The following is a 25736-nucleotide window of genomic DNA, read 5'->3' as shown; positions in this document are numbered from 1 at the left end:
ACGGCGACGGCGGTGACGGCGATGGGCGGGGCGGGGTCGGCGGGTTCTCAGTCGTCCGCGTCCGCGGCGGCCGGGCTCGCCGACTCCGCGGTGCGGCGGTACTGGGCGTTGATCCGCTGCGCCTCTTCGAGCTGGTCCTCAAGGATGATGATCCGGCAGGCCGCCTCGATGGGCGTGCCCTGGTCGACGAGTTCCCGGGCCCGAGCGGCGATGCGCAGCTGGTAGCGCGAGTAGCGGCGGTGTCCGCCCGGCGAGCGCAGCGGGGAGATGAGGCGGGCTTCGCCGAGCGAGCGGAGGAATCCCTGCGTGGTGCCGATCATCTCGGCGGCCCGGCCCATGGTGTAGGCGGGGTAGTCGTCGTCGTCGAGTCGGTCGTACGAGTTGTCTGCTGTCATGGGCACCTCTTCGTCCACGCGCTGGAGGGGCCCGGGTGCCGATTGGCACCCGGGCCCCGAAGGAACTGCTACACCATCTGCCGGCGCTGGCTCCGCGCCGGCTCTCTGTATCCGCTGGCCCGACCGCTGCGGCCGGGGCGCGGGGATCGCGGTTGCTTGACCGGAGACCACCTCGCTGTCGATGTCCTGCGGTACCCGGGCTCTGCCCGGGCGATCCCGATGGCGCTCGGCCCCTCCGTTCTTCCCTCTGTGATCCATCTGATTTCACTGCGATGTTCCACCCGGTGCGCGCGCCCGCAGCCGACGCCTTCACCGAGGTACTGCGCCTTCCATTCCGCTGCTGTGCACTGCACTTGCGGGTCCTGCCGGTGGCGGCCCCTGATCACTGCGGGCCACCCGGTCCGGCGGTCAGTCCCGTCACCGTCCTGCGACTTCCCTGGCTTCGGAACTCCACCGCCGCACCGTTTCGCGGGTACTGCTGTTGCGGGTACTGCTGCCCGGCAGTTCGTCTCTGCCGGGCCCTGCGGTCTCTCTGGCTACGAGAGAAACCATAACCACGCCACACCTCAATGTCTACTCCAGCCACGACAGATTTTTGTGTCCCTGGCACAGAGGAATCCGTGTGCGGATCGAAGAGGAAATCGTCCGCAGCTCCCACAGGTCCGCGTGGCGCGGTGGCGCCGGAAGCCGGAGTCCCGCTGGGCCTCGGCCCCACTCCGGCGACGCCACCTGCCCCCTGTCCGCCCGGCGACCACGAGGTACGGCGTTCGGGCGCCCATGGCCGCACGGGGCACGCCCCCTCGCTGCCGCCTCCGCGGGCTGCCCGATCCGCACGCCTTCGCCGCCGCGCCGTGGCCGGTCGCGTGGGCCTGTACTTCTCCGACGGGACGGTCCTCGACGCGAACCTGCGCACCGAGGGCCCGCCGCGGCCGGCGTCGGCGGTCCGGGCGCACACCACCGGGGCCGGCACCCGCACCGAAGGACGCGCTCGGCCGGTACGGAAGTGCGCCCCGCCGGGGGACACACGGTGGAGCTGGCGCTCGGGGGCCGGTGACGGCCGCGCCACCGGCCGGACCTCAGGCCCCGGCCGATCGCCGCTGCGGCACGCGCGCAACTCGCTCTCACAGCAGACCCGTTGACCGACCCCACAGCCTGCGTCGAAGTACTGGTAGGAAACCTTCCTATCCACTACTCTCCCTGAACGGCGGCTTGGCGCGGCGCCCGACTTGCCATGGGCATGACGCGCTCAGCGAGAGCTCTGACCCGGCCGCCGTCTCGCCGCTCCCTGCCCTGGGCGCGGCGATCCGCACGGAGTCCAGCTCTCGCCACCCCCACGCCAGGGAGTCCAGGTATGCGCCTGAACGTCTCAGCTTCCCTTCCCACGTCCCACGGCAGACACCCCACACTCCTCCTCGCCTTCGCCGCCGTGCTCGCGCTCGTCGGCGGGCTCCTGCTCGCCTCCCCGGGGCGGGCCGGCGTCGTCGCCGACCCGGTCCTCTCCACCGGGAAGCCCGCCACCGCCTCCTCCACCGAGTCCTCCGCCCTCGCCGCCGGGTACGCCTTCGACGGCGACCCCGCCACCCGCTGGGCCAGCGCCGAGGGCGCGGACCCGCAGTGGGTCCGGGTCGACCTGGGCGCCACCGCCGCCGTCTCCCGGGTCAAGCTGACCTGGGAGGCCGCCTACGCCAAGGCGTACCGCGTCGAGATGTCGACGGACGGCGTGACGTGGACCCCGATCGCCCGGGAGACGGCGGGCAACGGCGGCACGGACGACCTCACCGGCCTCTCCGGCACGGGCAGGTACCTGCGCGTGTACGGCACCGTCCGCGGCACCTCGTACGGCTACTCGCTCTTCGAGGCCGCGGTCCACGGCAAGTTCGACGGCAACCCGCCGCCCAGCGGCGCCTTCACCGTGGTCGCGGCCGGTGACATCGCCGCCCAGTGCACGGCCTCCAGCAGCAGTTGCGCCCACCCCAGGACCGCCAGGCTCGCCCAGCAGATCAACCCGAAGTTCTACCTGACGATGGGCGACAACCAGTACGACGACGCCCGGCTCAGCGACTTCCGCAACTACTACGACAAGACCTGGGGCGCGTTCAAGGCGAAGACCCGCCCGGTCCCCGGCAACCACGAGACCTACGACCCGGCCGGCTCCCTCGCCGGGTACAAGGCGTACTTCGGCTCCCTCGCCTACCCGCAGGGCAAGAGCTACTACAGCTACGACGAGGGCAACTGGCACTTCATCGCCCTCGACTCCAACTCCTTCGACAAGAGCGCCCAGATCGACTGGCTCAAGGCCGACCTGGCCGCCAACCGCAAGAAGTGCGTCGCCGCCTACTTCCACCACCCGCTCTTCTCGTCCGGCGGGCACGGCAACGAGCCGGTCTCCAAGCCGGTGTGGAAGATCCTGTACGCCGCCAAGGCCGACGTCGTCCTGGGCGGCCACGACCACCACTACGAGCGGTTCGCCCCGCAGGACCCCGAGGGCCGGGCGAAGGCCGACGGAATCGTGCAGATCGTCGGCGGGATGGGCGGTGCCCCGCCGTACCCGATCGAGGAGGTCCAGCCGAACAGCCAGAAGCGGATCAGCGGCCCCTACGGCGTGCTGAAGATGGACTTCAACGACTCCGGCTACGGGTGGTCCTACGTCGGCGTCGACGGTCAGGTGAAGGACACGAGCCCGAAGTACAGCTGCCACTGATGTACCTGGCAGCCAACGGCCGCCCGGACGCGCCGCCCCGCTCCTCAGGGGTGCGGCGGCGCGTGCCGGCCACCGTCCTCGCGCTCGGCACGGTCAGCCTCGTCACCGACGTCTCCTCCGAGATGGTCACGGCGGTGCTGCCGCTCTACCTCGTCCTGGGGCTCGGCCTCTCGCCCCTTCAATTCGGTTTCCTGGACGGCCTGTTCAACGGCGCGACCGCACTGGTGCGACTGCTCGGCGGGCGGCTCGCCGACCGCGGCGGGCACCACAAGCGGGTCGCGGGGGCGGGCTACCTGCTCTCCGCGCTCTCCCGGCTCGGGCTGCTCCTCGCGGGCGGCGCCACCTCCGGGATCGCCGCCTCCCTCGCCGCCGACCGGCTCGGCAAAGGCATGCGCACCGCGCCCCGGGACGCCCTGATCTCGCTCAGCGGTCCGCCGGAGACCCTCGGCCGCTCCTTCGGCGTGCACCGCGCGATGGACACCACCGGCGCACTCCTCGGCCCGCTCGTCGCCTTCGCCGTGCTGTGGGCGACGGCGGACGCCTACGACGCGGTGTTCGTCGTGAGCTTCTGCGTCGGACTGCTCGGCGTGCTGCTGCTCGTGCTGTACGTCCCGAACGCCGCCCGACACCGCACCGCCACGTCCGCCGCGGATTCCGCCCCCGTGCCCGCAAAGCCCGCCCGGCACAGGGCACTTCGCGACCCCGCGTTCCGTCGCGTCCTGTACGCGGCCTGCCTGCTCGGCGCGGCCACCATCGGGGACGCCTTCCTGTACCTGCTGCTCCAACGCTCCCTGGAGCTGTCGCCCACCCTGTTCCCGCTGCTGCCGCTGGGCGCCGCCGCCGGCTATCTGCTGCTCGCCGTCCCGGCGGGCCGGATCGCCGACCGGACCGGGCGCCGCCTGCCGTTCCTGCTCGGCCACGCGGCCCTGCTCGCGGCGTACGCCACGCTGCTCGTGCCCGTCTCCTGGGCGACTCTCGTGGTCGTCCTGGCACTTCTGGGCATCTTCTACGCCGCGACGGACGGCGTGCTGATGGCGCTCGCAGGCCCCGTACTGCCCGCGCACGGCCGGGCGAGCGGGTTCGCGATCCTCCAGACGGGCCAGGCGCTGGCCCGTCTCGTCGGCGCCGCGGGCTTCGGGGCGGCGTGGACGTTCTGGGGACAGGGGGCCGCACTGTGGGTGGCGGTCTGCGCGCTGGCGGCGGCCCTGGCCGCGGCCCGGCACGTCCTGCCGGCCCGCACCGGCGCCCCGCCGTCCGCGCCCTCGTCCCCGTCCGCCACCTCGTCCCCGTCAGCCACCTCGTCCCCGTCGGCGCCTTCGTCCTCCCCGCCGCCCCGGCCACCGTCCTCTTCCGCCCCGGAGGCGTCATGAGTCCTCGCACCCGGCAGCTCCGCCTCGCTCTCGTCGTCGCCACCGTGCTCCTTCTCGGGGGTGGCTCCCTGGGCTACGTACTGCATGCCCGGCAGCGCGCCCTGCCGCCGCAACAGGCGCACGCGGAAGCCTCGTTCACCCTCGCCGAGCCCGGACTCTACTTCCGGGACGCGGCCACCGGGCGGGTCGCGCGGCAGCCCGGCGGCCCGGCGCCGCGCGAGGCCGGCGGGCCCTCCTGCGAACGGTTCCACGCGGCGGGACCGCGCGCGCTGTGCCTGCGCAAGCTGCCGGGAGTACCCGCCCGCACCCACGCGATCGTGCTCGACCGGCAGTTCAGGGAGATCCGCCGGGTGATCGTGGCGGGCATCCCCAACCGGGCGCGGGTGTCCGCCTCGGGGCAGGTCCTGTCCTGGACGACGTTCGCGACCGGCGACTCGTACGCCACCTCGGCCTTCTCCACTCGTACGGCGATCCTGGACCTGCGCACCGGCTTCCTCGTGAAGTCGATCGAGGAGATCCCGCTGACCGTCGACGGGGTCCGCTACCACTCCCCCGACGTCAACTACTGGGGGGTGACCTTCGCCCGGGACGACAACCGCTTCTACGCCACCGTCTCGTCCAAGGGCATCACCCGTCTGGTCGAGGGCGACCTGCGGAAGTGGTCGGCGCGGGCGCTGCGGGAGAACGCCGAATGCCCCTCGCTGTCGCCGGACGGCACCCGGCTCGCCTTCAAGAAGAAGGTGTCCGACGACCCCGCCGCGCCCTGGCGGCTGTACGTCCTCGACCTGGCGGACCTGCGCGAGCACCCCGTCGCCGAGACGCGCAGCGTCGACGACCAGGCCGCCTGGCTGGACGACGCCACCCTGGGCTACGCCCTGCCGGGGCGCGACGGCCGCAGGAGCGACGTCTGGTCGGTCCCCGCGGACGGCACCAAAGCGCCCCGCCTCACGGTTCCCGGCGGCTCCTCGCCGGTCGTCGTGCGCTGAGCTCCGGGCCCGGACGGTGGGGTGTGCGACTCATGCGTCCGGGCGCCGTCCGCGCTCCAGCGGCGCTTCCGGGACGAGGTGGCAGACGAGCAGCTTCAGGAAGAACAGCGGCGCGAACCAGCCGAGCGCGGCGGGCGCGTCCAGCCAGAACAGGTCGACCAGCACAGCGGCCATCAGGACGCCCATCGCGACGGGACGTTTGAGGTGCAACGGCGTGAACTCCACGACGACCGCCCCGGCGAGCAGCAGCCCGGCGTGGGTGAGCGTCCAACGCCAGTCGCCCGACAGGACGATCAGCCCCACGGCCAGGAGGTGGCCCAGGTGTGCGGTGACGAACAGCAGCCGGGCCCGCCGCCTCCCCGGGCCGGGGCGGTGGTACCAGCGTTTCGCCGCGTGGGTGGCGTTGGTGAGCACTCCGCCGACGAGATCCAGTCCCACCAGTACGACCACGGTGCACTGGAGGCCCGACCACCCGCGCCAGTCGGCGGAACCCGCCGTCCCCGCGACCAGGAGGAAACCGCAGACGACGAGGCCGGCGCCCCCCACCGCCCACTCGGCGGGCGAGGTGCCCGGTCCCATGAACCGCTCCACCCGGCCCACGAGTCCCGGCGGTGTCGGGGGCACGTCCCAGACGATCTTCAGGTCATCGCGCACCGGTGCTCCCCCCTGCCCCGCCCAGGAACGGCCCGGTCTCGCTCCACAGCCCGCGCAGCAACGCCCACAGCTGCGCGCCGGACTCCTCCGGCAGCGGTCCCGCGGGCTCGGGCGACGTCTTCGCGCGGGCGAGCGCCCACGCGTCGGCGGTCCGTACGACCGCGGCGGTCGCCGCCACCAGGAGTTCCCGGTCCACGTCGGTGCGGATCACCCCCAGTTCCTGCCCGTTCGAGACCAGTGCGTCGAACCAGCCCAGCCACCTTCCGTCCTCGCGCGCGTGCGCGACGGCCGCGTCGGCGAGAGCCAGGTCGTCCGGGTGGTTGAGCAGGTGGGAGGCGAGCGCCGCGGCGCCCGCGTCGAGGCGGGACCAGAACTGTGCCTCGTCACTCGCCCCGGTCCAGGGGCCGAGGGCGTCGAGCAGCCGCCCGAGCACTCCGTCGAGCACGGCGCGCAGCAGGTCCTGTCGGCCGTCGAAGTAGTGGTAGGCCGCGGACTTCGAGAAGCCCGCGGCCTCGATGATCCTGTTGTACGAGGCGCTCTGCGCACCGTGTTCGGCGAACTGGCGGCGCGCCACGGCCAGGATCTGCTCCTGGCGTCCGGCGGGAAGGCGGTCGAACCGGGGAAGGGGCATGGATCCACAGTACAGACCAGGAGTGTGTACCACCAGTACACCCCCCGGCCCGGTCGCCCCCGGGCGGGGCGCGCGGGTCAGGCGCGGAGCTTGCTGCGGATCCAGACGCCCGCTTCCTTGAGGACGGAGGTGCCGGCCCAGGTGTCGTCGGTGTCGCAGACGCCGTCCTTGAAGACGGCGCCCGAGCGGTGGTCGTCGGAGTAGTTCCAGTTGGCCCACGAGATCTTCTTGCGCTTCATGAGGTCGAGGTACTTCTGCGACATCGCGAAGTCGTTGGCGCCCTCGCCCTCGTAGTTCTGGGTGCCGAACTCGGTCACGAAGACGGGCAGTTTGTCGGAGGCCCGGTCGAGGGTCGCCAGGTACTCCTCGCGGTGCGAGGCCGCGTAGAAGTGGAACGTGTACATGATGTTCGAGGCCCGTACCGGGTTCTTGACCACCTCGGACTCGTCGGCTCCCTCGGAGACCCCGAAGGACGACCAGGCGCGCGTCCCGACCAGGACCACCGCGTCGGAGTCCTGCGCGCGGACGACCGGGATGATCTGCTCGGCGTACGACTTGATCCGGGACCAGCTGACCCCGGAGGGCTCGTTGGCGATCTCGTAGAGCACGCCGGGGTGGTTCTTGTACTTCTTGGCCATCGCGGTGAAGAAGGTGCGGGCGCGGTCCAGGTTGAAGTGGGGGTCGCCGGGGCTGAGCATGTGCCAGTCGATGATCGCGTACATGCCCCGGGCGTGCGCCATGTCGACGTACTTCTGTGCGCGGGCGATGAATTTGGCGGGGTCGGTCGCGTAGCCGCCGTCCTGGACGTAGGTGGAGACGCGCAGGACGTCCGCCCGCCAGTCGTGGGCGAGGGCGTCGAGCGACTTGCCGGTGACGCACTTGGGGAACCACTGGGTGCCGTGCGTGCTCATGCCCCTGAGCTGGACGGCCTTGCCGCTCCTGTCGCAGAGCTGCGTGCCGCAGACCTTCAGGGGGCCGTTGATCGCCCGTGTCCCCGCGCCGGGGGATCCGGGTCCGGCCGCGGTCGCCGGGGCGGTGGCGGAGAGCGAGAGGAGGACAGCCGCGAGGGAACCGGCAGCCATGGACATGACAGATCGACTCGTGCGAGACATCACGGGCTCCAGAGGTGGGGGGTGGGCGTGCTTCCTGGCGTGAAAGCTAGGGCCGTTCACAGGGGGCGTCAAGAGTGTTGGGAAACCTTCCTAACGATTAGGCGGAGCGCGACGGCCACCTCCCCCGGCGGCTCGGGGGCCGTTCCTGCGCCGGGCCGCACCCCCGCGGATCAGCGCGCCCCGGCGCCGACGGAACGAACCCAGGAGGGGAGGAGCCGTCGGTTGTGCGTGCGCCCGTGGGCATGGTGGGGTTGCCGGTACGGGCGCGACGCGTGACACGAGAGAGGACCCACGATGACAGCGGCCAGAACGGTGACGCTCCCCTCGGGCGCGAAAGTGCCCGCCCTGGGTCAGGGCACCTGGCGCATGGGCGAGGACCGCACGCGGCGTGCCGAGGAGATCGCCTCGCTCCGCAGGGGCCTGGACCTGGGCATGACCCTGATCGACACCGCCGAGATGTACGGCAGCGGCGCGGCCGAGGAACTGATCGGCGAAGCCGTCCGCGGGCGTCGCGACGAGGTGTTCCTCGTCAGCAAGGTGCTGCCCGCCCACGCCCACGCACGCGGCACCGTGGAAGCCTGCCGCGCGAGCCTGCGCCGCCTCGGCACGGACCGCATCGACCTGTACCTGCTGCACTGGCGGGGCGGTGTTCCGCTCGCCGAGACCGTCGAGGCGCTCGAAGGGCTGGTCGACGACGGCAGCATCGGCGGCTGGGGTGTGAGCAACCTGGACGTCGACGACCTGGCCGAACTCCCCGCGGGCGCCGTGCCGCAGACGAACCAGATCCTCTACAACCTCACCCGCCGGGGCCCGGAGTACGACCTGCTGCCGTGGTGCCGGGAACGCTCCGTGCCGGTCATGGCGTACTCCCCGCTCGAACAGGGGCGGCTCGCGGGCCACGAGGCCCTGGACGCCGTGGCGGGAGCGCACGGGGTGACCCCGCTGCAGGTGGCGCTCGCCTGGGTGCTGCGCCGGGACGACGTCATCGCCATTCCCAAGGCGTCCGACGTGGCGCACGTGGAGGACAACCACGCCGCCCTCGGCATCCGCCTCACCGACGAGGACCTGAGGACGCTGGACGCCGCGTTCCCCGCGCCGACGGGCAAGCAGCCGCTGGACATGCTGTAGCCGGCCCTCGTCCACGCCGGGACCGTCGGTCCGTGCGTGGAGGCGGCCCGCGTCGCCCCCGCGCACGGGCGCGGCGCGTGCGGTACCCCCGGGCCCCGCACGCGAACCGGCAGCGCGCCGCTCGGTCGGGGCCCGATTCGGGCTCCCGGGAGCGGCGCGCTGCCGGTGCTGTGCAGGGGGACCCGTTACTCGGATCCGTCCAGGGTTCGCAGGAAAACGTCAGGTCGGGGCCTAGAAGTAATGCTTGCGGCCGCCGACGGCGCGGCCCATCGCACCCAGGATCCACAGGACGGCGCCGACCACGACGAGGATGCCTCCGATGGTGGTCAGAAGCGAAACGTGGGCCAGCATGCCGATGAGGAGGAGAATGACACCAAGGATGATCATTTCGATTCCGATCTTCAAGTCTCTTCGGATCGCGCGGCCCTGTCGGCCACGCGAAAGCACCTTTGTTCCCACTCGCCGCACGAGCAGGTGCTCTGTCGTGCGACCTGCGTGTGCCCCGCTCCGACGGCCCTATGCATGGCATGTCACCTGCATCTTTCGGTCCGCGCCGGGCACAAGGGCCCGCTTGACGACGGGTGTCCCGGCGACGCGTCGTGGGGAGGCGGAGGAAGCCGCCGCGGGAGGGTGTCCGAACAGCGGTGGGGGCCGGGTCGGCATGCCGACCCGGCCCCCACTCGTGGCACCGGGTTCTCGTCCCGGTCGCCGCTCTCGTCCTGTCGTCCCGTCAGTGGTCGGAGTAGCTGAAGTCGCCGACGGTCCAGGCGCTGATGTCCTTGATCGCCACGCGGTACATGCCTCCGGTCTCCGGGATGCCCACGGTGCCCTGGAGGATCCGGGCGACGTGGAAGTGCAGGTGCGTGGGCGGCCCCTCCTTCTGCGAGGGCGCCTTGAAGACGGCGGAGAACTCGCCCAGGCGGTCCGAGTCGGAGAGCACTTCCGACACGCGCGCCCTCCACACGGCTTCGGGTGCGAGCCGACCGGTGATGACAGCACCACCGGTGACCACGGTCAGGGACATCTGGTTGCTCTGCCCGGCTTCCACCAGGGCTGCGACGTCAACGAGCAGATCGTCAGGCTTCGACATGGGGCAGATTATATTCAACGGCCGACCAGCTGCTTCACGGACGGCCTCCGGCCGGTCCGGTGCCAGGGCGTGCGGCCCCCGGACCCACCATGCAGGGAGCGGACTTGAGTGACGACAGTGTGGCCGAATGCCGGTGCCGCCACCCGTGGACGGTTCACCTGGAGGGCCACTGCGACGGTACGGACGGCAACTGTGCCTGCCAGGGATTCTGTCCCGGCGACTGGCGCCCCCACACGACCGCCACGTGCCGCGGCTGCGGCCACCGCAGGTCCCAGCACGGTGTGAGTTGCCGCGTCGTCGTCGGCCAGGACACGACGACCGAGCGCCACTCCGGCCACGAGGGCGACACGTGGACCACGGACGGCACGGTGGAGATCCGCTGCACGTGCCAGAGCTTCTGGTGACGGGACGGGCGTCGCGGACGGCGCCCTTGGGACAGGAGCCGGGACGGCTCCTGTCCGCGGAAGCGCCCCCTGACCGGGAGCAGGGACGGCTCCCGGACGAGGACGGGGGGCGAGGACGGGTCGGGCCGGCGTGGCGCCGAGCCGGCCGCCGGGGCGGGTCGCCGGGTCCGGCGTGGCGTCGGCCCGGCCGTCCGGACCGGCGGCCGGAACCTCCTCGCGGGACGGCAGCAACTGCCCCCGTGTCCCCGGGGGGTGCACCTGAGTACCCCGCGTGGTGGGGCTGCCCCCCAGTGCGATGCGCCTGCTGACCGTATGGGCCTGTGGATCTTGAACGGAGAGTCTGGACGAGTCCGGCCGCCACCCGCGCCGGTGACCGTTTCCAGGAGGGGTTCTCCATGTCCGATCGTTCCGCCGCGCGTTCTCCCCGGCAGCAGCCCGATGCGTCCGCACGCGTCCTGTCCCCCGCCGGGCGCCGTCGCGGCATCGCCGCGGTGGCCGTACTCGCGGCGGCCCTCGCCACGGGAAGTGTCCTGCCCGCGTCCGCGACGCCCGCCGCGGGCCCGGCCGCCTCCGCCACCGCCGCCTCTGTCGACACCTCGGTCTCCTCCGACAAGCGGGACGTCGCCCTCCGCCAGGGGCTGACCGGTCTGGTCCGCAAGGACAAGTACCCCGCCGCCCTCGCCTCCACCGTCGACCGCGACGGACGGACCCGCAACTACGCCGTGGGAACGGGCGACTTGAGGACCGGTGCGCCCGCCCCCGTCGACGGCCGGGTGAGAGCGGGAAGCAACACCAAGACGTTCGTCGCGGCCGTCGTCCTGCAACTCGTCGGCGAAGGGAAGGTCGACCTCGACGCCCCGATCGAGAAGTACCTGCCGAAGCTGGTGCGGGGGGAGGGCATCGACGGCCGGAAGATATCGGTCCGTCAGCTCCTCAACCACACCAGCGGCCTGCCGAACTACACGGAGTACATGCTCGACGATCTGCTCGGCAAGGACCGCCACACCTACGTCCAGCCGCGCGCCCTCCTCGACGTCGCACTGGAGCACAAGGCCCTGTTCGAGCCGGGGAAGAAGTGGTCGTACAGCAACACCAACTACGTGCTCGCCGGGCTGCTGATCGAGAAGGTCACCCGGCGTCCGCTGGACGAGCAGATCGCCCAGCGCGTCATCGACCGCATCGGGCTGCGGCACACCTACTTCCCCGCCGTGGGCGAGGAGCGCATCCGCGGCAAGCACCCCAGGGCGTACCACTCGCCGAAGCAGGGGGCGCCGCTGGTCGACTTCACCGAACTGGACCCCTCGTGGGGCTGGGCCGCCGGGCAGATCGTGTCCACGCCGAGCGATCTGAACCGGTTCTTCAGGGCCCTGTTCGACGGAAAGCTGCTGAAGCCCGCGCAGGTCGAGCAGTTGCGGACGACCGTCGCGGTGCCCGAGGAGTGGGGCGGCAAGGGGGTCCGCTACGGGCTCGGGGTGACGAGCACGCCGCTGAGCTGCGGCGGCACCATGTGGGGACACGGCGGCGACATCCCGGGCCACGCCACCCGTACCGGCGTCACGGACGACGGCCGCGCGACGGCCATCGCCCTGACGGCGAACATGGCGCCGACACCACAGGGGCCGGAGCACGCTCTGACGGTGCTCGACGCGTCGTTCTGCAAGAAGTAGCCGCGCCGAGGGCGGGGCCCGGCCGCGGGCCCCCCGCATCGGCCGGGCCGGCCCACCGCCCCTGTCGGACTGGCGTCCCAAGGGTGAATGCGTCGGCCTTTTCGGGCCCCGCCCGGCCGCCCGGTGCCAAGCTGTTCGTGTTGATCGCACCAGCGCACCGTCCCGGTGACACCGGCGACGCGACCCGCCGTACGGCACCGCACCGGCCGTCCCGGTGCGGTGCCGTACGGGCAATCGCCCGTCCGCGCGGCGGAGGAGCGTGAGAGGCCCCAGGGAAGGCATGAGCATGCAGCAGACGGCCGACGGGCCCGCCCCGTCCCCGGACCTTCCCGGGCCCGCCGCCGGCGGGCCCGGCCGGGTACCGCACCACGTCGCCTGCGTGATGGACGGCAACGGCCGGTGGGCGCAGTCGCGGGCGCTGCCGCGCACCTCCGGGCACAGTGCCGCGGAGGCGACCGTGATCGACGTCATCGAGGCGGCGCGGGCGGCCGGGGTGGGGTGGCTGAGCCTGTACGCGTTCTCCACCGAGAACTGGGGCCGGCCGAGCAACGAGGTCGACTTCCTGATGCGGTTGGTACGGCGCGTGGTGCGCAAGCACGCGGTGTTCCTGCACGCACGCGGCATCCGCTGCCGCTTCCTCGGTGTGACCGACCCGCGCATCCCGCCCGAACTGGCCCGGGACTTCGACGACTTGATGACGCTCACCGGCGACAACCGCGGCATGACGCTGACCGTGGCCTTCGACCACGGCGGACGCAGGGACATCGTCGAGGCGGCGCGCTCACTGCTGCGCAGCAACACCCCCGCCGACAGCCTGACCGAGCGGACCTTCGCCGACCACCTTCCCTACCCCGACACGCCGGACGTGGACCTGGTGATCCGTACCTCCGGAGAGCAGCGGATCTCCAACTTCATGCTCTGGCAGGTCGCGTACGCCGAGTGGGTCTTCCCGCCCGTCCTGTGGCCCGACTTCCGTGCCTCCCACTTCCTGGAGTGCCTGCACTCCTACCGGCAGCGCGACCGCCGCTTCGGCGGCGTACCGCCGAACGAGATCGGAGAACCCCGACTGTGACCCTTCCGGACGCGACCCGCCCCGGCGGCTCCCCCTTCGACGACGCCGACCGCCAGGACGCCGGGGCTCGGCCGCCCACGTCGGGCCCCGGTGCGCCGCACCGGCCCCTGAAGAGCCCGGACGCGCGCTTCGAGACCTTCTTCAACGACCCCCGGTGGGCGCTCGCCATGGTCCGGGCGACGGTCCTGGAGGCCGCCCACCCGACCATCGGGGCGGCCCTGATCGACAACTCCACGTTCGTCACGCACCCGTGGCGGCGCCTGCGCAACACCTTCCTGAGCATGCAGCGCATGACCGGGGCGGACGAGGAGGCACGCAGCAGGGAGGCGGCGCGGCTGAACCGCATGCACGCGCGGCTGAAGGGAACGGATCCGCACCACCGGCCCTACGACGCGATGGACCCCGGCGCCCGCGCCTGGGTGGTGGCCACCCTGTTCGAAAGCTCCGTCACCATGTGCAGGCTGAGCGGCCAGCCCCTGGAACAGGGGTTCATGGAGGCGCTCTACGCCGAGTTCCAGGCCATGCTCGCGGAGATGGGCGACGAGCCCGGCCACCTGCCCGAGACGCTCGCCGAGTTCTGGCAGTACTACGACCGGGTGGTGGCGGAGGAGCTGGAGAACACGGAGGCGATGCGCGTCATCCTCTACAAGCTCTTCGACCACCTCCCCGCTCCCCCGCTGCTGAGCGGTCTGCCCACGGTGTGGGCGGCCGGCCGTGCCCTGGCGGGTCCGGTGGTCGGGGCGATCGCGGTGGCCTCGCTGCCCGAACCGTTCCGCCGCCGTGCGGGGCTGCCCGAGATGCCCGGCGCCCAGACCCTGATGCAGGGCGCCTACCTGGCCGTGGGACTGGCCCGCTTCCTGCCCGCGAGCTGGATGCAGCCGGCGAACATCATCGGCCTCCTGGAGATGACGCCCGACAGTGACGATCCGCGCGCCAGGACCCTCGCGGAACTCCAGGCCAGGATGAAGCGGGCGGGCGCACTGCTGCGGCTGCTGACCCCGCGCCCCGATCGGCCGGAGCCCGCCGCGCGCCCGGCGACGGCCGCCGGCGCCGAGCAGCGGCAGGACGCGGAGAACTTCTTCCGGCAGGTCCTGGACCAGACCGGCAACGGCTCCCTGGACTGGCCCGACCTGGCCGCCATGGCCCGGGAGCTGGCCGGCCGCCTCGACCTGGACGAGCCCGAGGAGACCAGGCTCTACCAGGCCTACGCGGACTGGTGGCGCGAACTCCAGGCGGCCCTGGACACCGACGGCGACGGCAGCATCAGCGCCCAGGAGTACGCCGCGGCCTCGCCCTCCCTCGCCGGGCCCGCGCTCATCCGGGTCGCCGAAGTCCTCTTCGACGTCACCGACAGGGACGGCAGCGGGCACATCGACGCCGCCGAGTACCGGGCGCTGTTCCGCACCGCCTTCCACCGCGACACGGCGGGGACCGGGGGTGCGACGTACACGCGCAGTGCCTTCGTGAAGGAGTTCCTGGCGTTCATGTCCGGCCGGCAGCGCAGCACGGCCTTCGACCCGCTGATCGCGGGGGCGTGACGGCGGGGCGGTCGACGACGCCCCGCCGGGCCGGGCCCGGCGGGGCGTGCGACGGACGGCGGGCGTCAGGCTCCCGACGTCCGGTCCCGCAGCCGGGGCAGGACGCGGGAGCGGTAGAAGTCGAAGAAGCCCTGCTGGTCGGGGCCGATCTGGTTGACGTAGACCTCGTCGAAGCCGGCCTCGGTGAAGGCGTGCACCGCGTCGACGTGGGCGTCCTCGTCGTCGCCGCAGACGACGGCGTCGGCCACCATGTCCTCGGTGACGAGCTGGGTGGCCTGCTCGAAGTGGGCGGGCGTGGGCAGGACTTGGGGCAGTTCGCCGGGCAGCTGTTCGTTGGGCCACAGCCGGTGCACGGTTTTGACCGCCTGTGACCGGTCGGTGCCCCAGCAGACCTTCAAGCCGCCGAGGACGGGCTTGCTGCCGCCTCCCGCGTCCCGGAACCGGTCCACCAGGTCGGCGTCCGGCATCATCGTCACGAAGCCGTCGCCGACCCGCCCGGCCAGCTCAGCGGCCTTGGGGCCGAACCCGGACACGTACAGCGGCGGCGGCTCGTCGGGGAGGGTGTAGAGGCGGGCGTTCTGCACGGTGTAGTGCGTGCCCCGGTGGGTGATCTGTTCACCGGTGAACAGGCGGCGCATCACCTCCATCGACTCCTCCAGCATCTCCATGCGCCGGTCGGCCTCGGGCCAGGGGTCGCCGAGGACGTGCTCGTTGAGGGCCTCGCCCGTACCGATGCCGAAGCGGAAGCGCCCTTCGGTCAGCACTGCGGCCGTGGCCGCCGCCTGTGCGTTGACCGCGGGGTGCATGCGCATGGTGGGGCAGGTGACGAAGGTCGTGACGGGCAGCGACGTGACCTGGGACAGCGCTCCGATCATCGACCAGACGAAGGCGCTCTGGCCCTGTGCGTCGTTCCACGGGTGGAAGTGGTCGGAGATCGCCAGCGCCTGGAATCCCGCCTGTTCGGCGGCGCGGGCCTGGGAGAGGAGTTCGGCCGGGGTGAACTCCTCGGACGACAGGAAGTAGCCGTGAATCGTCATGCCTCACCTTTCACGCGTCTCTCGAACCGGTCGTGCGGTCGCGGCTCCGGGGCCGTGCGCACTCCGGAGGTCTGCGCCGGCCGGGTGACCCAGCGCGACGGCACACCACGGGACGGCGGTCGTCCGCCGGTGGGGAGGGGCGGGCAGCGAGCCGTACGGCCTGGAGCTGGCCCCTTGCTCGGGCGTCCTCCGCCTCCGTTCCCGCTCCTTCCTCCGCCTCCTGCGTACCCGCTTCTGCACAGTGCCGCCAGACGAAGCGCTGCGGATTCGGGGCGACCCCGGTGCGCGGATGCGGGTTCCGTCCGCCTCCCCGCCACGGGTCTCCGTTCTGGCGAAAGCGAAACTGTGTCATCTCCTTGACACAGTCCTCCCATGTAGTCAATTGTGTCAGGAGGTTGATACACATTGCCGAAGGGGAGGGCCGACCGGTATGCCTGCTGCTTCACGAACACAAGGTTTCTGGCGGGCGGGGGTGGAAAGTTCCGTGCGGTGGGTGGGCGCGGTGGCCGGGCTGGCGGTCAACGCGCTGGTCACCTTCAGCTCCGAGTCCGACGTGGACCTGCTCTACGGGTTCGCCGTGTTCGGCCTGTGCGTCATGGGCGGGGTGTACGCCACCGACGTCCTCGCCCGGCCCGGACCCGGCCGACTGCGGGTGGCCGACATCACCAGGCGCCGGATCAGGGACTACGTGCCCCGGGGCCTCACCGTCTCGCTCGTCGTGCAGGCCGTCGTCCTGCTGGTTCTGTTGGCGGTGGCCGCCGCGACCGCCACGGCGGACGCCACCGGTCGGCCGGGGCGTGCCCTGACGGCCACCTGCTCGACGGGCACCTACCTCCACGCACCCTGGCCGGGGCCGCACTACCTCGGGCCGGCCCTCGGCGGCCTCGCCGTCGGCACGGTCGCCTGCGCACTGCTCCTGCACCGCGTCACCACCCGGTCCGGGGACGACGCCCTGCGCCGGGCCAACGCACGGGCGACGGTGGGCGCGTGGGGGGTGCTGGTGACCGCTCCCCTGTTCGCCGTCACGGTGACGACGGGGCAGGCGCTGCTGGGAGTGCCGTGCGGGGGCACGATGAGGGCCGCGGCCATGGCGGGGCTGCTGGTCTCCGCCGCCGTCTCCGCACTGTCCGCAGGACACTGTCTGGGAGTCCTCCTGCTCCCGCAGGTCTATCTGAAGGCGCGCTCATGACGACCCACGGCACCCTCGTCACCGTCAACCACGCTTCCCCCGTTCCGCCCTACGAGCAGCTCCGTTCCCAGCTCGCCGACCTCATCTCCGTCGGCCGGCTCGTCCAGGGAGCGAAGCTGCCGTCCGTACGGCAGCTGGCGTCCGATCTCGGCCTGGCCAACAACACCGTGGTACGGGCGTACCGCGAGCTGGAGAGCGCGGGGCTCGTCAGCACCCGCAGGGGCTCGGGCACGCAGGTCGTCGCCCTGCCGTCCGGTGCGGAGGGCAGGACCCGGCTGGCGGAGCACGCGCGCGCCTTCGCCGCGTCCGCCCGGCAACTCGGAGCCACCGACGAGGAAGCCCTGGCCGCGGTGCGCCACGCCCTCGCGAGCCGCGAACTGCCGTGAGCACGCGGGCGCGTTGGCGGGCGCGCGGCACGCCGGTACGGTCCGCCGAGCACTGCCGGTCGGCGGGGCCCCGGTCGCGTACGCAGCACCGCGCTGACCGGGGGCGGCCGGGTGAGCGCCGGTGCCCCGATCCCGGTGCACGCGGGCCGGCGCCCGGGGCGACGCGTCATCGCTGCGACGACGCGTCGCCCCGGGCCCGCATGCTGTCCCCTCCCCCTGCGGGTCCGCTGTTTCTGGTGCGATCGGGTGGGCGGCGGCCTCCGCGTGTTGCCGCGGGCACCGGCGGGGAAGGGAGGAGGCGCTGGGGCTTCCGGGCGGGCGTGCGTGCTCCGTCGTGGACGCGGGCCCCCGGGGGCGCGGCCACGGCTGCCCGGGGGCGTTCGCCGAAATCCGGGGCTCAGGTGCATCCGAACGGGCCCGGCGGGGCGAATACCGACCGGATGCAGTCCGGCTGACGCCCAGGAAAGGCAGTGTGATGCGCCGTACGAGGACGGACGAGAGCTCCTCGGACAGTGAACGGGTCCGCCCGGGGTCGGGTCAGGAGCTGTGGTCGGCGCCCGCCCGGCCGCGCGCCCTGCACGGCCGGGAGCCGGTACGTCCGTCCTGCACCGATACGCACGAGGTGGACAGGGATGTTCCGAAGGCCGTACGGCGGGTGCTCCAGGAGGTGCTGCGCGAACGGGTGCGGGAATGCGCCGCGCTGGACGACACGTTCGCGGAGGACGTCGCCGGACGGGTCGCCGACTTCACCCTCGACGGCGGCAAGCGGCTGCGCGCCCAGTTCCTGTGGTGGGCCCTGCGCGCCTGCGGCGGAGGTTCCCGGCAGGCCGAGGCGGACACGGCGCTGCGGCTGGCCGCCGGACTCGAACTCATCCAGACCTGTGCCCTGGTGCACGACGACGTGATGGACGGCTCCGCGGTGCGCCGGGGCAGGCCCGCCCTGCACGTCGCACTGGCCGCGCGCTACGCCGGGCCCGACCCGGCCGGGCCCGGCGAGCCCTTCGGCAGGTCGGCCGCCGTCCTCGCCGGGGACCTCGCGCTGAGCTGGGCCGACGACGTGGTCGCCGAGACGTGGGACGCGGCGGCGGTGAGCGCGGAGGTGCGGCAGCGGGTCCGCGGGCTGTGGCGGGCCATGCGGACGGAGATGGTGGCCGGTCAGTACCTGGACCTGCACGGCCAGGTCACCGGCTCCCGGGCGGTGAGCGCGGCGATCCGTACCGCCACCCTGAAGAGCGCCCTGTACTCGGTGGAACGGCCGCTGGCGCTGGGCGCGGCCCTCGCCGGGGCCGATGACCGGACCACGGGCGCGCTGTGCTCCGCGGGCCGGTGTGCGGGCATCGCCTTCCAGCTCCGCGACGACCTGCTCGGTGTGTTCGGCGACCCCCGCACCACGGGCAAGCCGTCGGGCGACGACATCCGGGACGGCAAGCTCACCTACCTCACGGCGGTCGCCAGGGCGCGCGCGGAGACCGGCGGCGACCGGGCGGTGACCGCCCTGCTGGACGCCTCGCTGGGAAACGCGTCGCTGAGCGACGAAGGGCTGGAACGGGTCAGGGAGGCGCTGGTGGAGACCGGCGCCCGGGACCTGGTGGAGGCGAAGATCGAGCGGCTCGTGGCCGTGGGCCACCGGCATCTGGCGTCGGTGCCGCTGGCACCGCGGGGCGGGAGCAGGCTGCGGGCGCTGCTGGAGTCGGTCGCCGCCGCACCCGTACCCGCCGCCGTTCACGGGGGACGGACGGTGGACGGTCCGCGTCCGGTCGAGATCTGTGAGGAGAGGGCCCGATGACGAGGACGAGCACACGAGGGCGGGAGCAGGGCGAATGACCGCGAGGACCCTGAAGGGCCCCACCGGCCACGTCGTGGTGGTGGGCGCGGGACTGGCCGGGCTGTCCGCCGCCCTGCACCTGCTCGGCGCGGGACGCCGGGTCACCGTCGTCGAACGGGCGGACGAGCCCGGCGGCCGGGCGGGCCTGCTGGAACGCAACGGCTACCGGATGGACACCGGTCCGACCGTGCTGACCATGCCGGACCTCGTCGAGGACGCCTTCGCCGCCGTCGGCCACTCCATGGCCGGGCGGCTGGAACTGCTGCCCCTGCACCCCGCCTACCGCGCCCGGTTCGCCGACGGGAGCGCGCTGGACGTCCACACCGGGGGCGAGGCGATGGAGGCGGAGGTCGCCCGGTTCGCCGGGGCCCGGGAGGCCCTGGGCTACCGGAGGCTGCGGGTCTGGCTGGAGCGGTTGTACCGGGTGCAGATGGGCCGGTTCATCGACGCCAACTTCGACTCGCCGTTCCAGCTCCTGCATCCCGACCTGGCGCGGCTCGCCGCACTCGGCGGGTTCTCCCGGATGGACGCCCGGATCGGCCGCTTCCTCTCCGACGAGCGCTTGCGCCGCGTCTTCACCTTCCAGGCCCTGTACGCCGGTGTGCCGCCCGCGCGGGCGCTCGCCGCGTACGCCGTGATCGCCTACATGGACACGGTGGCGGGGGTGTACTTCCCGCGCGGCGGCATGCACGCCCTGCCGCGGGCCCTGGCGGACTCCGCCGCCGAGGCCGGCGCGGACTTCCGTTACGGGCACGAGGTGACCCGGCTGGAGCGCTCCCCCTCCGGCGAGCGCGTCACCGCCGTCGTCACCGACCGGGGACGCATCCCGTGCGACGCGGTGGTGCTCACCCCCGACCTGCCCGTCGCCTACCGGCTGCTCGGACGGCTCCCGCGCAGGCCGTCGCCGCTGCGCCACTCGCCGTCCGCGGTGATCCTGCACGCGGGCACCGACCGGACCTGGCCCGGCCTGGGGCACCACACGATCTCCTTCGGCGGCGCCTGGAAGGAGACGTTCCGGGAACTGACCCGTACCGGGGACCTGATGTCCGACCCCTCGCTGCTGATCACCCGGCCCACCGCCACCGACCCCTCGCTCGCCCCGCCCGGCAGGCATCTGCACTACGTCCTGGCGCCCTGCCCCAACACCACCGTGGGACCGGACGCCCGCGAGTGGGCCGACCTCGGCCCCCGCTACCGCGACAGTCTCCTGCGCACCCTCCAGGCGCGTGGGCTGGAGGGCATCGGCTCGGCGATCGAGGAGGAGTGCCTGGTGACGCCCGCCGACTGGAGCGCCGACGGTCACGGGGCGGGCACGCCGTTCTCCGCGGCGCACACCTTCCCGCAGACCGGACCCTTCCGCCCGCGCAACCTCGTGCGCGGCACCGAGAACGCCGTCCTGGCCGGCTGCGGCACCACCCCCGGCGTCGGGGTGCCGACCGTCCTGATCTCCGGCAAGCTCGCCGCGGCCCGCGTCACCGGCGGCGCCCGCGCCACCGGTGCCGCCCGGGTCGTCGCCCCGGCCCGACGCCCCCGCACGCCCGACCCCGAAGCCCGGAGGGCCCCTTCCGCATGACCGATCGTGAACTCGACGCGGCCGGCATCACCGAGCCCCGTCTGCGCGCCGCGTACCGGCGCTGCCGGCGGCTCAACGCCCGGCACGGCCGCACGTACTTCCTGGCGACCCGGCTGCTGCCGGTCGAACGCCGTCCGGCCGTCCACGCGTTGTACGGCTTCGCCCGCTGGGCCGACGACATCGTCGACGACCTGCACTCCTCGGCGACCGCCGCCGACCGGGCGGCGGCGCTCGACGCGCTGTCCGCCCGTCTGGCGGCGGGGCTGGCGGGGGCGGACAGCGAGGAGCCGGTGGTGCGCGCGCTGGCGCACACCGCCGCCCGGTACGACATCGACCACCGGCACTTCACCGACTTCATGGCGTCCATGCGCAGCGACCTGCACGTCACGGACTACGCGACGTACGCGGACCTGCGGGCGTACATGCACGGCTCGGCGGCGGTGATCGGCCTCCAGATGCTGCCGGTCCTGGGCACCGTCGTCCCGCGCGCCGAGGCGGCCCCGCACGCGGCGGCGCTCGGCGTGGCGTTCCAGCTGACCAACTTCCTGCGCGACGTGGGCGAGGACCTCGACCGGGGGCGGGTCTACCTACCGGCCGACCTGCTCGCCGCGCACGGCGTCGACCGCGACATGCTGGCGTGGAGCCGGCTGACGGGCCTGCCGGACCGGCGGATCACCGCCGCGCTGGGCGCCGCCGCCGACCTGACCCGCACGGTGTACCGGCAGGCCGCCCCCGGACTCGCGCAGCTCGATCCGGTGGCCCGCCCGTGCATCCGTACCGCGTTCGTGCTGTACGGGGCGATCCTGGACGCGGTCGCCGACGACGGGTACCGGGTGCTGCACCGGCGGGCCGTGGTGCCCCGGCGACGGCGGGCGGCGGTGGCGGTCGACGGGCTGGTGCGCGTCGCGCTGGCGCGGGCGTCAGCCACCGGTGCGCGGCGGCTGCCGGGCCGGCCGCCCGTGCCGTCCGCACCGGCGGGCGTGCCGAACGGTGTGCCGGCACGCGGTGGCCGGTCCTGGAAGGAGACGGTGTGAAGCGGGACGGGAGGGGCGGGAGGAAGGACGCCGGGCGGGACGGAGACGGAGGCGTCGCGCTCCCGCCCACTGGCGGCAAGGGCGACGGCGACACGCTGTCGTCCGGCGGTGGGAAGGGTGCCTCGGGCGGCGCGCTCCCGACCGGCGGTGGCGAGAGCGACGGCAACACGCGTCCGCGCGGCGGCGGGAAAGGCGAGAGCGACGCGCTGTCGTCCGGCGGTCGGAGGGGCAGTTCGGGCGGCGCGCTCCCGACCGGCGACGGCAACACGCGCCCGCGTGGCGGCGGCAAGGGCGACAGCAACACGCGCCCGCGCGGCGGTCGGAGGGGTGCTGCGGGCGGCGCGCTCCCGACCGGCGGTGGCAAGAGCGACGGCGACACGCTTCCGCCCGGCATCGGGAAGAGCAGTTCGGGCGGCGCACTCCCGTCCCGTCGCGGACGTCTGCCGCTGCGGCTGCGGCGCAGTCCCGTGCCGTGGGAGCGGCAGCGGCCCACCTGGCGCGACGCCTCCCCGGGGGTGATCGCCGCCGCCCTGAAGCGGGCGCAGGCCCGCCCGTCGGGCAACTGGTACGTGGTGGGGGCCTCCCGCTACGTGCCCGCCGGGCGGCCGGTGGGACGTACCGTCGCCGGGACGGAGCTCGTGCTGTGGCGCGGCGAGGACGGCGGGCTGCGCGCGGGCGCGGGGGCGTGCCCGCACCTGGGCGCGCCGCTGAAGGACAGCCGGGTGCGGTGCGGCACCCTGGTCTGCCACTGGCACGGGCTGGCGCTGGACGGCGCCCCGTTCGCCGGGTGGGAGCCGTTCCCGGTGCACGACGACGGGGTGCTGGTGTGGGTGCGGCTCGACCGGGTGGGCGGCGAGGTGCCGCTGGAGCGTCCGGTGGTCCCGGTCCGGCCGGATCCGGCGGGCGCGGTGTCGGCGGTCTGCACGGTCGTGGGGCGGTGCGAGCCGGAGGACGTCGTCGCCAACCGGCTCGATCCGTGGCACGGGGCCTGGTTCCACCCGTACTCCTTCGTCGACCTGACGGTGGTCGGCGCACCGGGCCCGGACGCGGACGACGGCGCGGACGGGGCGGAGGACGCCTTCGTCGTGGACGTCTCCTTCAAGGTGGCGGGGCGGGCCGTGGTGCCGGTCCGTGCCGTCTTCACCGCGCCCGAACCGCGGACCGTCGTCATGCACATCACCGAGGGCGAGGGCCTGGATTCCGTCGTGGAGACGCACGCCACCCCGCTGACCCCGGACGGCTCGGGCCGGCCGCGCACCGCGGTGGTGGAGGCGGTCGTCGCCGCGTCCGACCGGACGGGCTTCGCGTTCGCCAGGGCGGCCGCGCCCGCGCTGCGTCCGCTGATGCGGGCCGCGGCGGGGCGTCTGTGGCGTGACGACATCGCCTACGCGGAAAGGCGTTGGGCGCTGCGCAGCACCGGACGCTTCCCCGGCTGAGGCCGCCGCCCCGCGCCCGGTCGGCCGGGCACGGGCCCATCGGCCGGGCGCGGGGCGGGCCCATCGGCCGGGCGCGGGGCCTTCGGCCGGGCTCGGGGCGAGCCCATCGGCCGGGCGCGGGGGCGGCGGCCCGCCACTCAGGTGCCGGCCAGGGAGGCCAGGGCCCGCAGGGCGGGGACCCGGCCCCGGTCGGGGACGGTCCACAGGGTCTGGCCGCGCAGCCCCCAGCGTCGCAGGAGCGCGTTCGCGGCGAGGAAGCCGGTGGTGGCGGCGCGTTCCATCAGCGCGACGGGCAGGGCGGTCCGTACGAGATCGCCCGCGAGCACCACGGCCGGGTCGGGGGTGTGCACGCCGGGCCGGTCGCGGTGACCGCCCACCTCGAACAGCGGGCAGTCCGCGCGCCATTCGTGCCGTGCGTCGACGACCTTCGCGTCGCGGGTCTCGGGGTACACCCGGTGGAGTTCGGCCACCGCCCTGTCCTGGACGGCCTCGCGGTCGGCTGCGGGGTCGACGGCGTAGGCGTGGAGTTCGACGACGGAGCCGCCGGTGCGGGCGGCCCATCGCGCGGCCTCGCCCTCCCACCGGTCCAGCACGCTGACGTTGTCCAGCGGCCCGTACCCGCCGGTGCCCAGAAAACCGGGCCGCCCGGCCGCGACCGGGCGGTCCAGCCACAGCCGGGAGACCAGGAAGGGCGGCGTGGTGCGCAGCCGGGCGACCCGCTGCCGCCAGGAGGCGTCGCCGAGCGACGGCGACCCTCCCACTACGTCCTGGAGGCCGCCGGTGTCCAGGGCGAGGACCAGTCCGTCGTACGTCACCTCCTCGCCGTCGGTACGGACCGAGACCCGGCCCTCGCGTGCCGGGGCGGCGCCGAGCACGGCCTGCCCGGTGCGCAGCCGGACGCCGTGCCCGGTGAGGTAACCGGCGAGGGGGTCCCACAGTGCGGCGGGGAACGGCTCGCGGGGCACGTCGAAGAGCAGGCCCTCGCTGGAGCCGAGGAAGTAGATGTGGAACATCAGGACCAGTTCGGCGGCGGACAGTTCCCGCGGGTCGGCGAAGAAGCTGCGGGAGAAGACCTCGAACGCCAGGTGGTCGGCGGCCTCGGGGAAGCGGATGCGGGTGAGGAAGTCACGTGCGCTGACGCCGTCCAGGCGGTCGTACACCTCGGGGACGCGTACGTCGAGCAGCGGCAGCGCGGCCCGCGGGTTCATCCGGGCGAGGTCGCGCCAGCCGAAGGCGGGGCTGAGCGCGACGAAGCCCAGGGCGCTCCACGGCGGGGTGCGCGGCACGCGGGCGAAGCTGTCGCGCAGTCCGTCGCTGTGCTGGAGGGGGTAGTCGGGCAGCCCGGTGAGGGTGTCGAGGCCGGGGTCGACGCGGCGCAGCAGTCCGCGCAGGTTGTAGTACTGGCGGAAGAAGGCGTGGAAGCCGCGGCTCATGGTCGCCGGGGAGCCGTCGGCGAGTTCGACCGGCCAGCCCGCGAGCCGGCCGCCGAGGCTGTCGCCGCGTTCGTAGAGGGTGACGTGGACGCCCCGTTCGGCGAGGGCGGTGGCCGCGGCCAGACCAGCGATGCCGCCGCCCGCGACGGCGACGGTGGGCGCCTCGCCGAGGACGCGTGCGCGTCCCGCGGGCCCGGGGACGCGGACGGCCCGGCGGTCACGCCCCCGACGGCCGCCGACGGGCGCGCTCACCGGTGCGCCTCGGCGCCCGCCGGGGCGGCTTCCCGCTCGGTGCGCCCGGTGTCGCGGGGCGCGGCGGCGAGGACGGTGTGCACGATGCCGGTCTGCCAGCCGGGCAGCGGCAGCACCCGTACCGAAGCGAAGCCCGCACGACGCACGCGCGCCGCGAACCGGTCGGCCGTGTCGAACTCCACCACGCTGCGCAGCAGATGGCGGTAGAGGTCCCCGTCCCCGGACGCGCGGCCTGCGGGCAGCACGATGCCGTGGCACACGGCGCTCCACACCGCCCGGTCCAGGGGCCTGCCGCTGAGGGTGTACTCGTGCACCGCGAGCCGCCCGCCGGGGGCGAGGAGGTCCCGCACGGAGGCCAGGACGGCGTCCGGGTCCTGCACGTTGCGCAGCAGGTACGCGGCGAGCACGGCGTCGAACGGCCCCTGCACACCCGCTTCTTCGAGACCTTCGGCGGGGGCGTGGACGAAGGACACGTTCCGCGGCCAGGGCTTGGCGGCCGCCTGGTCGAGCATGCCCTGCGAGGCGTCCACCGCGACGATCTCCGCGAGCGGGGCGGCCTTCAGCAGCGCGGCGGTGGAGGCGCCGGTTCCGCAGCCGAGGTCGAGCAGCCGCAGCCCCGCCCCGTCGTCCGGCAGCCCGAGCCGGCGCGCGGAGCGGCGGAGGTGGGCGTGGTAGCCGGGGTTGGCGGCCGTCAGCCGGTCGTAGGTGCGGGCGGCACGGTCGAAGGCGGTGGACAGGGCGTCGTCGCGGAGCAGGGTCATCTGGTTCCGGGATCCTTTCGGTCATTTCCTGAGTGGCGCACGGTTGAGGTCGTCCGAGGTGT

Annotated in this window: 23 protein-coding genes; 14 read left to right on the top strand and 9 right to left on the bottom strand. The window is 73.6% G+C overall.

The features are described 5' to 3' along the window. Window positions 1-47 precede the first annotated feature (47 nt). Window positions 48-395, bottom strand: a complete 348-nt coding sequence (locus tag ACQPZG_RS03045; protein ID WP_433544182.1) for a MerR family transcriptional regulator — start codon at window positions 393-395, stop codon at window positions 48-50. Window positions 396-1746: 1351 nt separating this feature from the next. Between ACQPZG_RS03045 and ACQPZG_RS03040 the strand changes: the two genes are divergently transcribed. The 3 genes from ACQPZG_RS03040 to ACQPZG_RS03030 are packed head-to-tail and all read left to right on the top strand — an operon-like array spanning window position 1747 to window position 5452. Next, complete coding sequence (locus tag ACQPZG_RS03040) at window positions 1747-3096, top strand: discoidin domain-containing protein (protein ID WP_433544181.1); 1350 nt, start codon at window positions 1747-1749, stop codon at window positions 3094-3096. Next, the gene (locus tag ACQPZG_RS03035; protein ID WP_433544180.1) at window positions 3096-4466 is read left to right on the top strand and encodes an MFS transporter; all 1371 of its coding nucleotides are present in this window, start codon (window positions 3096-3098) and stop codon (window positions 4464-4466) included. The genes ACQPZG_RS03040 and ACQPZG_RS03035 overlap by 1 nt, the downstream gene beginning before the upstream one ends. Continuing rightward, entirely contained in the window at window positions 4463-5452 is a 990-nt protein-coding gene (locus ACQPZG_RS03030; RefSeq protein ID WP_433544179.1) for a TolB family protein, read from the top strand. Before ACQPZG_RS03035 ends, ACQPZG_RS03030 begins: the two co-directional genes overlap by 4 nt. 30 nt (window positions 5453-5482) lie before the next feature. Here the strand turns inward: ACQPZG_RS03030 and ACQPZG_RS03025 are convergent, their stop codons facing one another. The 3 genes from ACQPZG_RS03025 to ACQPZG_RS03015 form a co-directional block, all read right to left on the bottom strand. Beyond that, a complete protein-coding gene (locus ACQPZG_RS03025) occupies window positions 5483-6106 on the bottom strand; it encodes a hypothetical protein (RefSeq protein ID WP_433544178.1) in 624 nt (207 codons plus the stop codon). Further along, window positions 6096-6737, bottom strand: a complete 642-nt coding sequence (locus ACQPZG_RS03020; RefSeq protein WP_433544177.1) for a TetR/AcrR family transcriptional regulator — start codon at window positions 6735-6737, stop codon at window positions 6096-6098. The genes ACQPZG_RS03025 and ACQPZG_RS03020 overlap by 11 nt, the downstream gene beginning before the upstream one ends. A 77-nt stretch (window positions 6738-6814) precedes the next feature. Further along, complete coding sequence (locus ACQPZG_RS03015; protein ID WP_433544176.1) at window positions 6815-7825, bottom strand: glycoside hydrolase family 5 protein; 1011 nt, start codon at window positions 7823-7825, stop codon at window positions 6815-6817. A gap of 318 nt (window positions 7826-8143) precedes the next feature. On the opposite strand from ACQPZG_RS03015, the gene ACQPZG_RS03010 reads away from it, so the two are divergent. Then, a complete protein-coding gene (locus ACQPZG_RS03010; RefSeq protein ID WP_433544175.1) occupies window positions 8144-8977 on the top strand; it encodes an aldo/keto reductase in 834 nt (277 codons plus the stop codon). A 231-nt stretch (window positions 8978-9208) separates the two neighbouring features. On the opposite strand, the gene ACQPZG_RS03005 is transcribed toward ACQPZG_RS03010, so the two are convergent. Beyond that, a complete protein-coding gene (locus ACQPZG_RS03005; protein ID WP_185029679.1) occupies window positions 9209-9364 on the bottom strand; it encodes a DUF6131 family protein in 156 nt (51 codons plus the stop codon). Window positions 9365-9707: 343 nt separating this feature from the next. Beyond that, window positions 9708-10067: a hypothetical protein gene (locus ACQPZG_RS03000; RefSeq protein WP_433544174.1), complete on the bottom strand. Its 360-nt coding sequence runs from the start codon at window positions 10065-10067 to the stop codon at window positions 9708-9710. A 104-nt stretch (window positions 10068-10171) separates the two neighbouring features. Here ACQPZG_RS03000 and ACQPZG_RS02995 point away from each other — a divergent pair, with 104 nt between their 5' ends. From ACQPZG_RS02995 to ACQPZG_RS02980, 4 genes are all read left to right on the top strand, one after another. Beyond that, window positions 10172-10471, top strand: a complete 300-nt coding sequence (locus ACQPZG_RS02995; protein WP_433544173.1) for a hypothetical protein — start codon at window positions 10172-10174, stop codon at window positions 10469-10471. A gap of 395 nt (window positions 10472-10866) precedes the next feature. Next, complete coding sequence (locus ACQPZG_RS02990) at window positions 10867-12138, top strand: serine hydrolase domain-containing protein (RefSeq protein ID WP_433544172.1); 1272 nt, start codon at window positions 10867-10869, stop codon at window positions 12136-12138. A gap of 286 nt (window positions 12139-12424) precedes the next feature. Beyond that, window positions 12425-13210 (top strand): polyprenyl diphosphate synthase, encoded by a 786-nt coding sequence (gene uppS, locus ACQPZG_RS02985; RefSeq protein ID WP_433544623.1) that lies wholly within the window; start codon window positions 12425-12427, stop codon window positions 13208-13210. Window positions 13211-13317: 107 nt separating this feature from the next. Then, entirely contained in the window at window positions 13318-14748 is a 1431-nt protein-coding gene (locus ACQPZG_RS02980) for an oxygenase MpaB family protein (RefSeq protein WP_433544622.1), read from the top strand. Between the two features lie 65 nt (window positions 14749-14813). On the opposite strand, the gene ACQPZG_RS02975 is transcribed toward ACQPZG_RS02980, so the two are convergent. Continuing rightward, window positions 14814-15785 (bottom strand): LLM class F420-dependent oxidoreductase, encoded by a 972-nt coding sequence (locus ACQPZG_RS02975; protein WP_433544171.1) that lies wholly within the window; start codon window positions 15783-15785, stop codon window positions 14814-14816. A gap of 472 nt (window positions 15786-16257) precedes the next feature. On the opposite strand from ACQPZG_RS02975, the gene ACQPZG_RS02970 reads away from it, so the two are divergent. From ACQPZG_RS02970 to ACQPZG_RS02945, 6 genes are all read left to right on the top strand, one after another. Beyond that, the gene (locus ACQPZG_RS02970; RefSeq protein ID WP_433544170.1) at window positions 16258-16974 is read left to right on the top strand and encodes a hypothetical protein; all 717 of its coding nucleotides are present in this window, start codon (window positions 16258-16260) and stop codon (window positions 16972-16974) included. After that, window positions 16971-17360 carry a GntR family transcriptional regulator gene (locus ACQPZG_RS02965; RefSeq protein ID WP_433544169.1) on the top strand — a complete coding sequence of 130 codons (390 nt, stop codon included), beginning with the start codon at window positions 16971-16973 and terminating at the stop codon, window positions 17358-17360. The genes ACQPZG_RS02970 and ACQPZG_RS02965 overlap by 4 nt, the downstream gene beginning before the upstream one ends. 475 nt (window positions 17361-17835) lie before the next feature. Then, on the top strand, window positions 17836-19146 hold the full coding sequence (locus ACQPZG_RS02960) for a polyprenyl synthetase family protein (RefSeq protein ID WP_433544168.1): 1311 nt from the start codon (window positions 17836-17838) through the stop codon (window positions 19144-19146). 34 nt (window positions 19147-19180) lie between these two features. Continuing rightward, entirely contained in the window at window positions 19181-20758 is a 1578-nt protein-coding gene (locus tag ACQPZG_RS02955) for a phytoene desaturase (RefSeq protein ID WP_433544167.1), read from the top strand. After that, window positions 20755-21792 carry a phytoene/squalene synthase family protein gene (locus ACQPZG_RS02950; RefSeq protein ID WP_433544166.1) on the top strand — a complete coding sequence of 346 codons (1038 nt, stop codon included), beginning with the start codon at window positions 20755-20757 and terminating at the stop codon, window positions 21790-21792. Before ACQPZG_RS02955 ends, ACQPZG_RS02950 begins: the two co-directional genes overlap by 4 nt. A gap of 392 nt (window positions 21793-22184) precedes the next feature. Then, window positions 22185-23228, top strand: a complete 1044-nt coding sequence (locus tag ACQPZG_RS02945) for a DUF5914 domain-containing protein (protein WP_433544621.1) — start codon at window positions 22185-22187, stop codon at window positions 23226-23228. 137 nt (window positions 23229-23365) lie between these two features. Here the strand turns inward: ACQPZG_RS02945 and ACQPZG_RS02940 are convergent, their stop codons facing one another. After that, entirely contained in the window at window positions 23366-24913 is a 1548-nt protein-coding gene (locus ACQPZG_RS02940; protein ID WP_433544165.1) for an FAD-dependent oxidoreductase, read from the bottom strand. Then, window positions 24910-25674: a class I SAM-dependent methyltransferase gene (locus ACQPZG_RS02935; protein WP_433544164.1), complete on the bottom strand. Its 765-nt coding sequence runs from the start codon at window positions 25672-25674 to the stop codon at window positions 24910-24912. Before ACQPZG_RS02935 ends, ACQPZG_RS02940 begins: the two co-directional genes overlap by 4 nt. Window positions 25675-25736: the final 62 nt, after the last annotated feature.

It is taken from the genome of Streptomyces sp. CA-294286, from assembly GCF_050947155.1.
GTDB lineage: Bacteria > Actinomycetota > Actinomycetes > Streptomycetales > Streptomycetaceae > Streptomyces.
The sequence above is the reverse complement of the archived record's forward strand: the minus strand, read 5'-3'. Positions and strand labels throughout refer to the sequence as shown.

What these genes read in the sequence shown, in the direction of transcription:
- ACQPZG_RS03000 (WP_433544174.1), bottom strand. Translation starts at nt 10,067, where the DNA reads ATGTCGAAGCCTGACGATCTGCTCGTTGACGTCGCAGCCCTGGTGGAA.
- ACQPZG_RS02935 (WP_433544164.1), bottom strand. Translation starts at nt 25,674, where the DNA reads ATGACCCTGCTCCGCGACGACGCCCTGTCCACCGCCTTCGACCGTGCC.
- uppS (WP_433544623.1), top strand. Translation starts at nt 12,425, where the DNA reads ATGCAGCAGACGGCCGACGGGCCCGCCCCGTCCCCGGACCTTCCCGGG.
- ACQPZG_RS03020 (WP_433544177.1), bottom strand. Translation starts at nt 6,737, where the DNA reads ATGCCCCTTCCCCGGTTCGACCGCCTTCCCGCCGGACGCCAGGAGCAG.
- ACQPZG_RS03005 (WP_185029679.1), bottom strand. Translation starts at nt 9,364, where the DNA reads ATGATCATCCTTGGTGTCATTCTCCTCCTCATCGGCATGCTGGCCCAC.
- ACQPZG_RS03015 (WP_433544176.1), bottom strand. Translation starts at nt 7,825, where the DNA reads ATGTCCATGGCTGCCGGTTCCCTCGCGGCTGTCCTCCTCTCGCTCTCC.
- ACQPZG_RS02950 (WP_433544166.1), top strand. Translation starts at nt 20,755, where the DNA reads ATGACCGATCGTGAACTCGACGCGGCCGGCATCACCGAGCCCCGTCTG.
- ACQPZG_RS02990 (WP_433544172.1), top strand. Translation starts at nt 10,867, where the DNA reads ATGTCCGATCGTTCCGCCGCGCGTTCTCCCCGGCAGCAGCCCGATGCG.
- ACQPZG_RS02975 (WP_433544171.1), bottom strand. Translation starts at nt 15,785, where the DNA reads ATGACGATTCACGGCTACTTCCTGTCGTCCGAGGAGTTCACCCCGGCC.
- ACQPZG_RS03010 (WP_433544175.1), top strand. Translation starts at nt 8,144, where the DNA reads ATGACAGCGGCCAGAACGGTGACGCTCCCCTCGGGCGCGAAAGTGCCC.
- ACQPZG_RS03030 (WP_433544179.1), top strand. Translation starts at nt 4,463, where the DNA reads ATGAGTCCTCGCACCCGGCAGCTCCGCCTCGCTCTCGTCGTCGCCACC.
- ACQPZG_RS02955 (WP_433544167.1), top strand. Translation starts at nt 19,181, where the DNA reads ATGACCGCGAGGACCCTGAAGGGCCCCACCGGCCACGTCGTGGTGGTG.
- ACQPZG_RS02965 (WP_433544169.1), top strand. Translation starts at nt 16,971, where the DNA reads ATGACGACCCACGGCACCCTCGTCACCGTCAACCACGCTTCCCCCGTT.
- ACQPZG_RS02960 (WP_433544168.1), top strand. Translation starts at nt 17,836, where the DNA reads ATGCGCCGTACGAGGACGGACGAGAGCTCCTCGGACAGTGAACGGGTC.
- ACQPZG_RS03040 (WP_433544181.1), top strand. Translation starts at nt 1,747, where the DNA reads ATGCGCCTGAACGTCTCAGCTTCCCTTCCCACGTCCCACGGCAGACAC.
- ACQPZG_RS03045 (WP_433544182.1), bottom strand. Translation starts at nt 395, where the DNA reads ATGACAGCAGACAACTCGTACGACCGACTCGACGACGACGACTACCCC.
- ACQPZG_RS03035 (WP_433544180.1), top strand. Translation starts at nt 3,096, where the DNA reads ATGTACCTGGCAGCCAACGGCCGCCCGGACGCGCCGCCCCGCTCCTCA.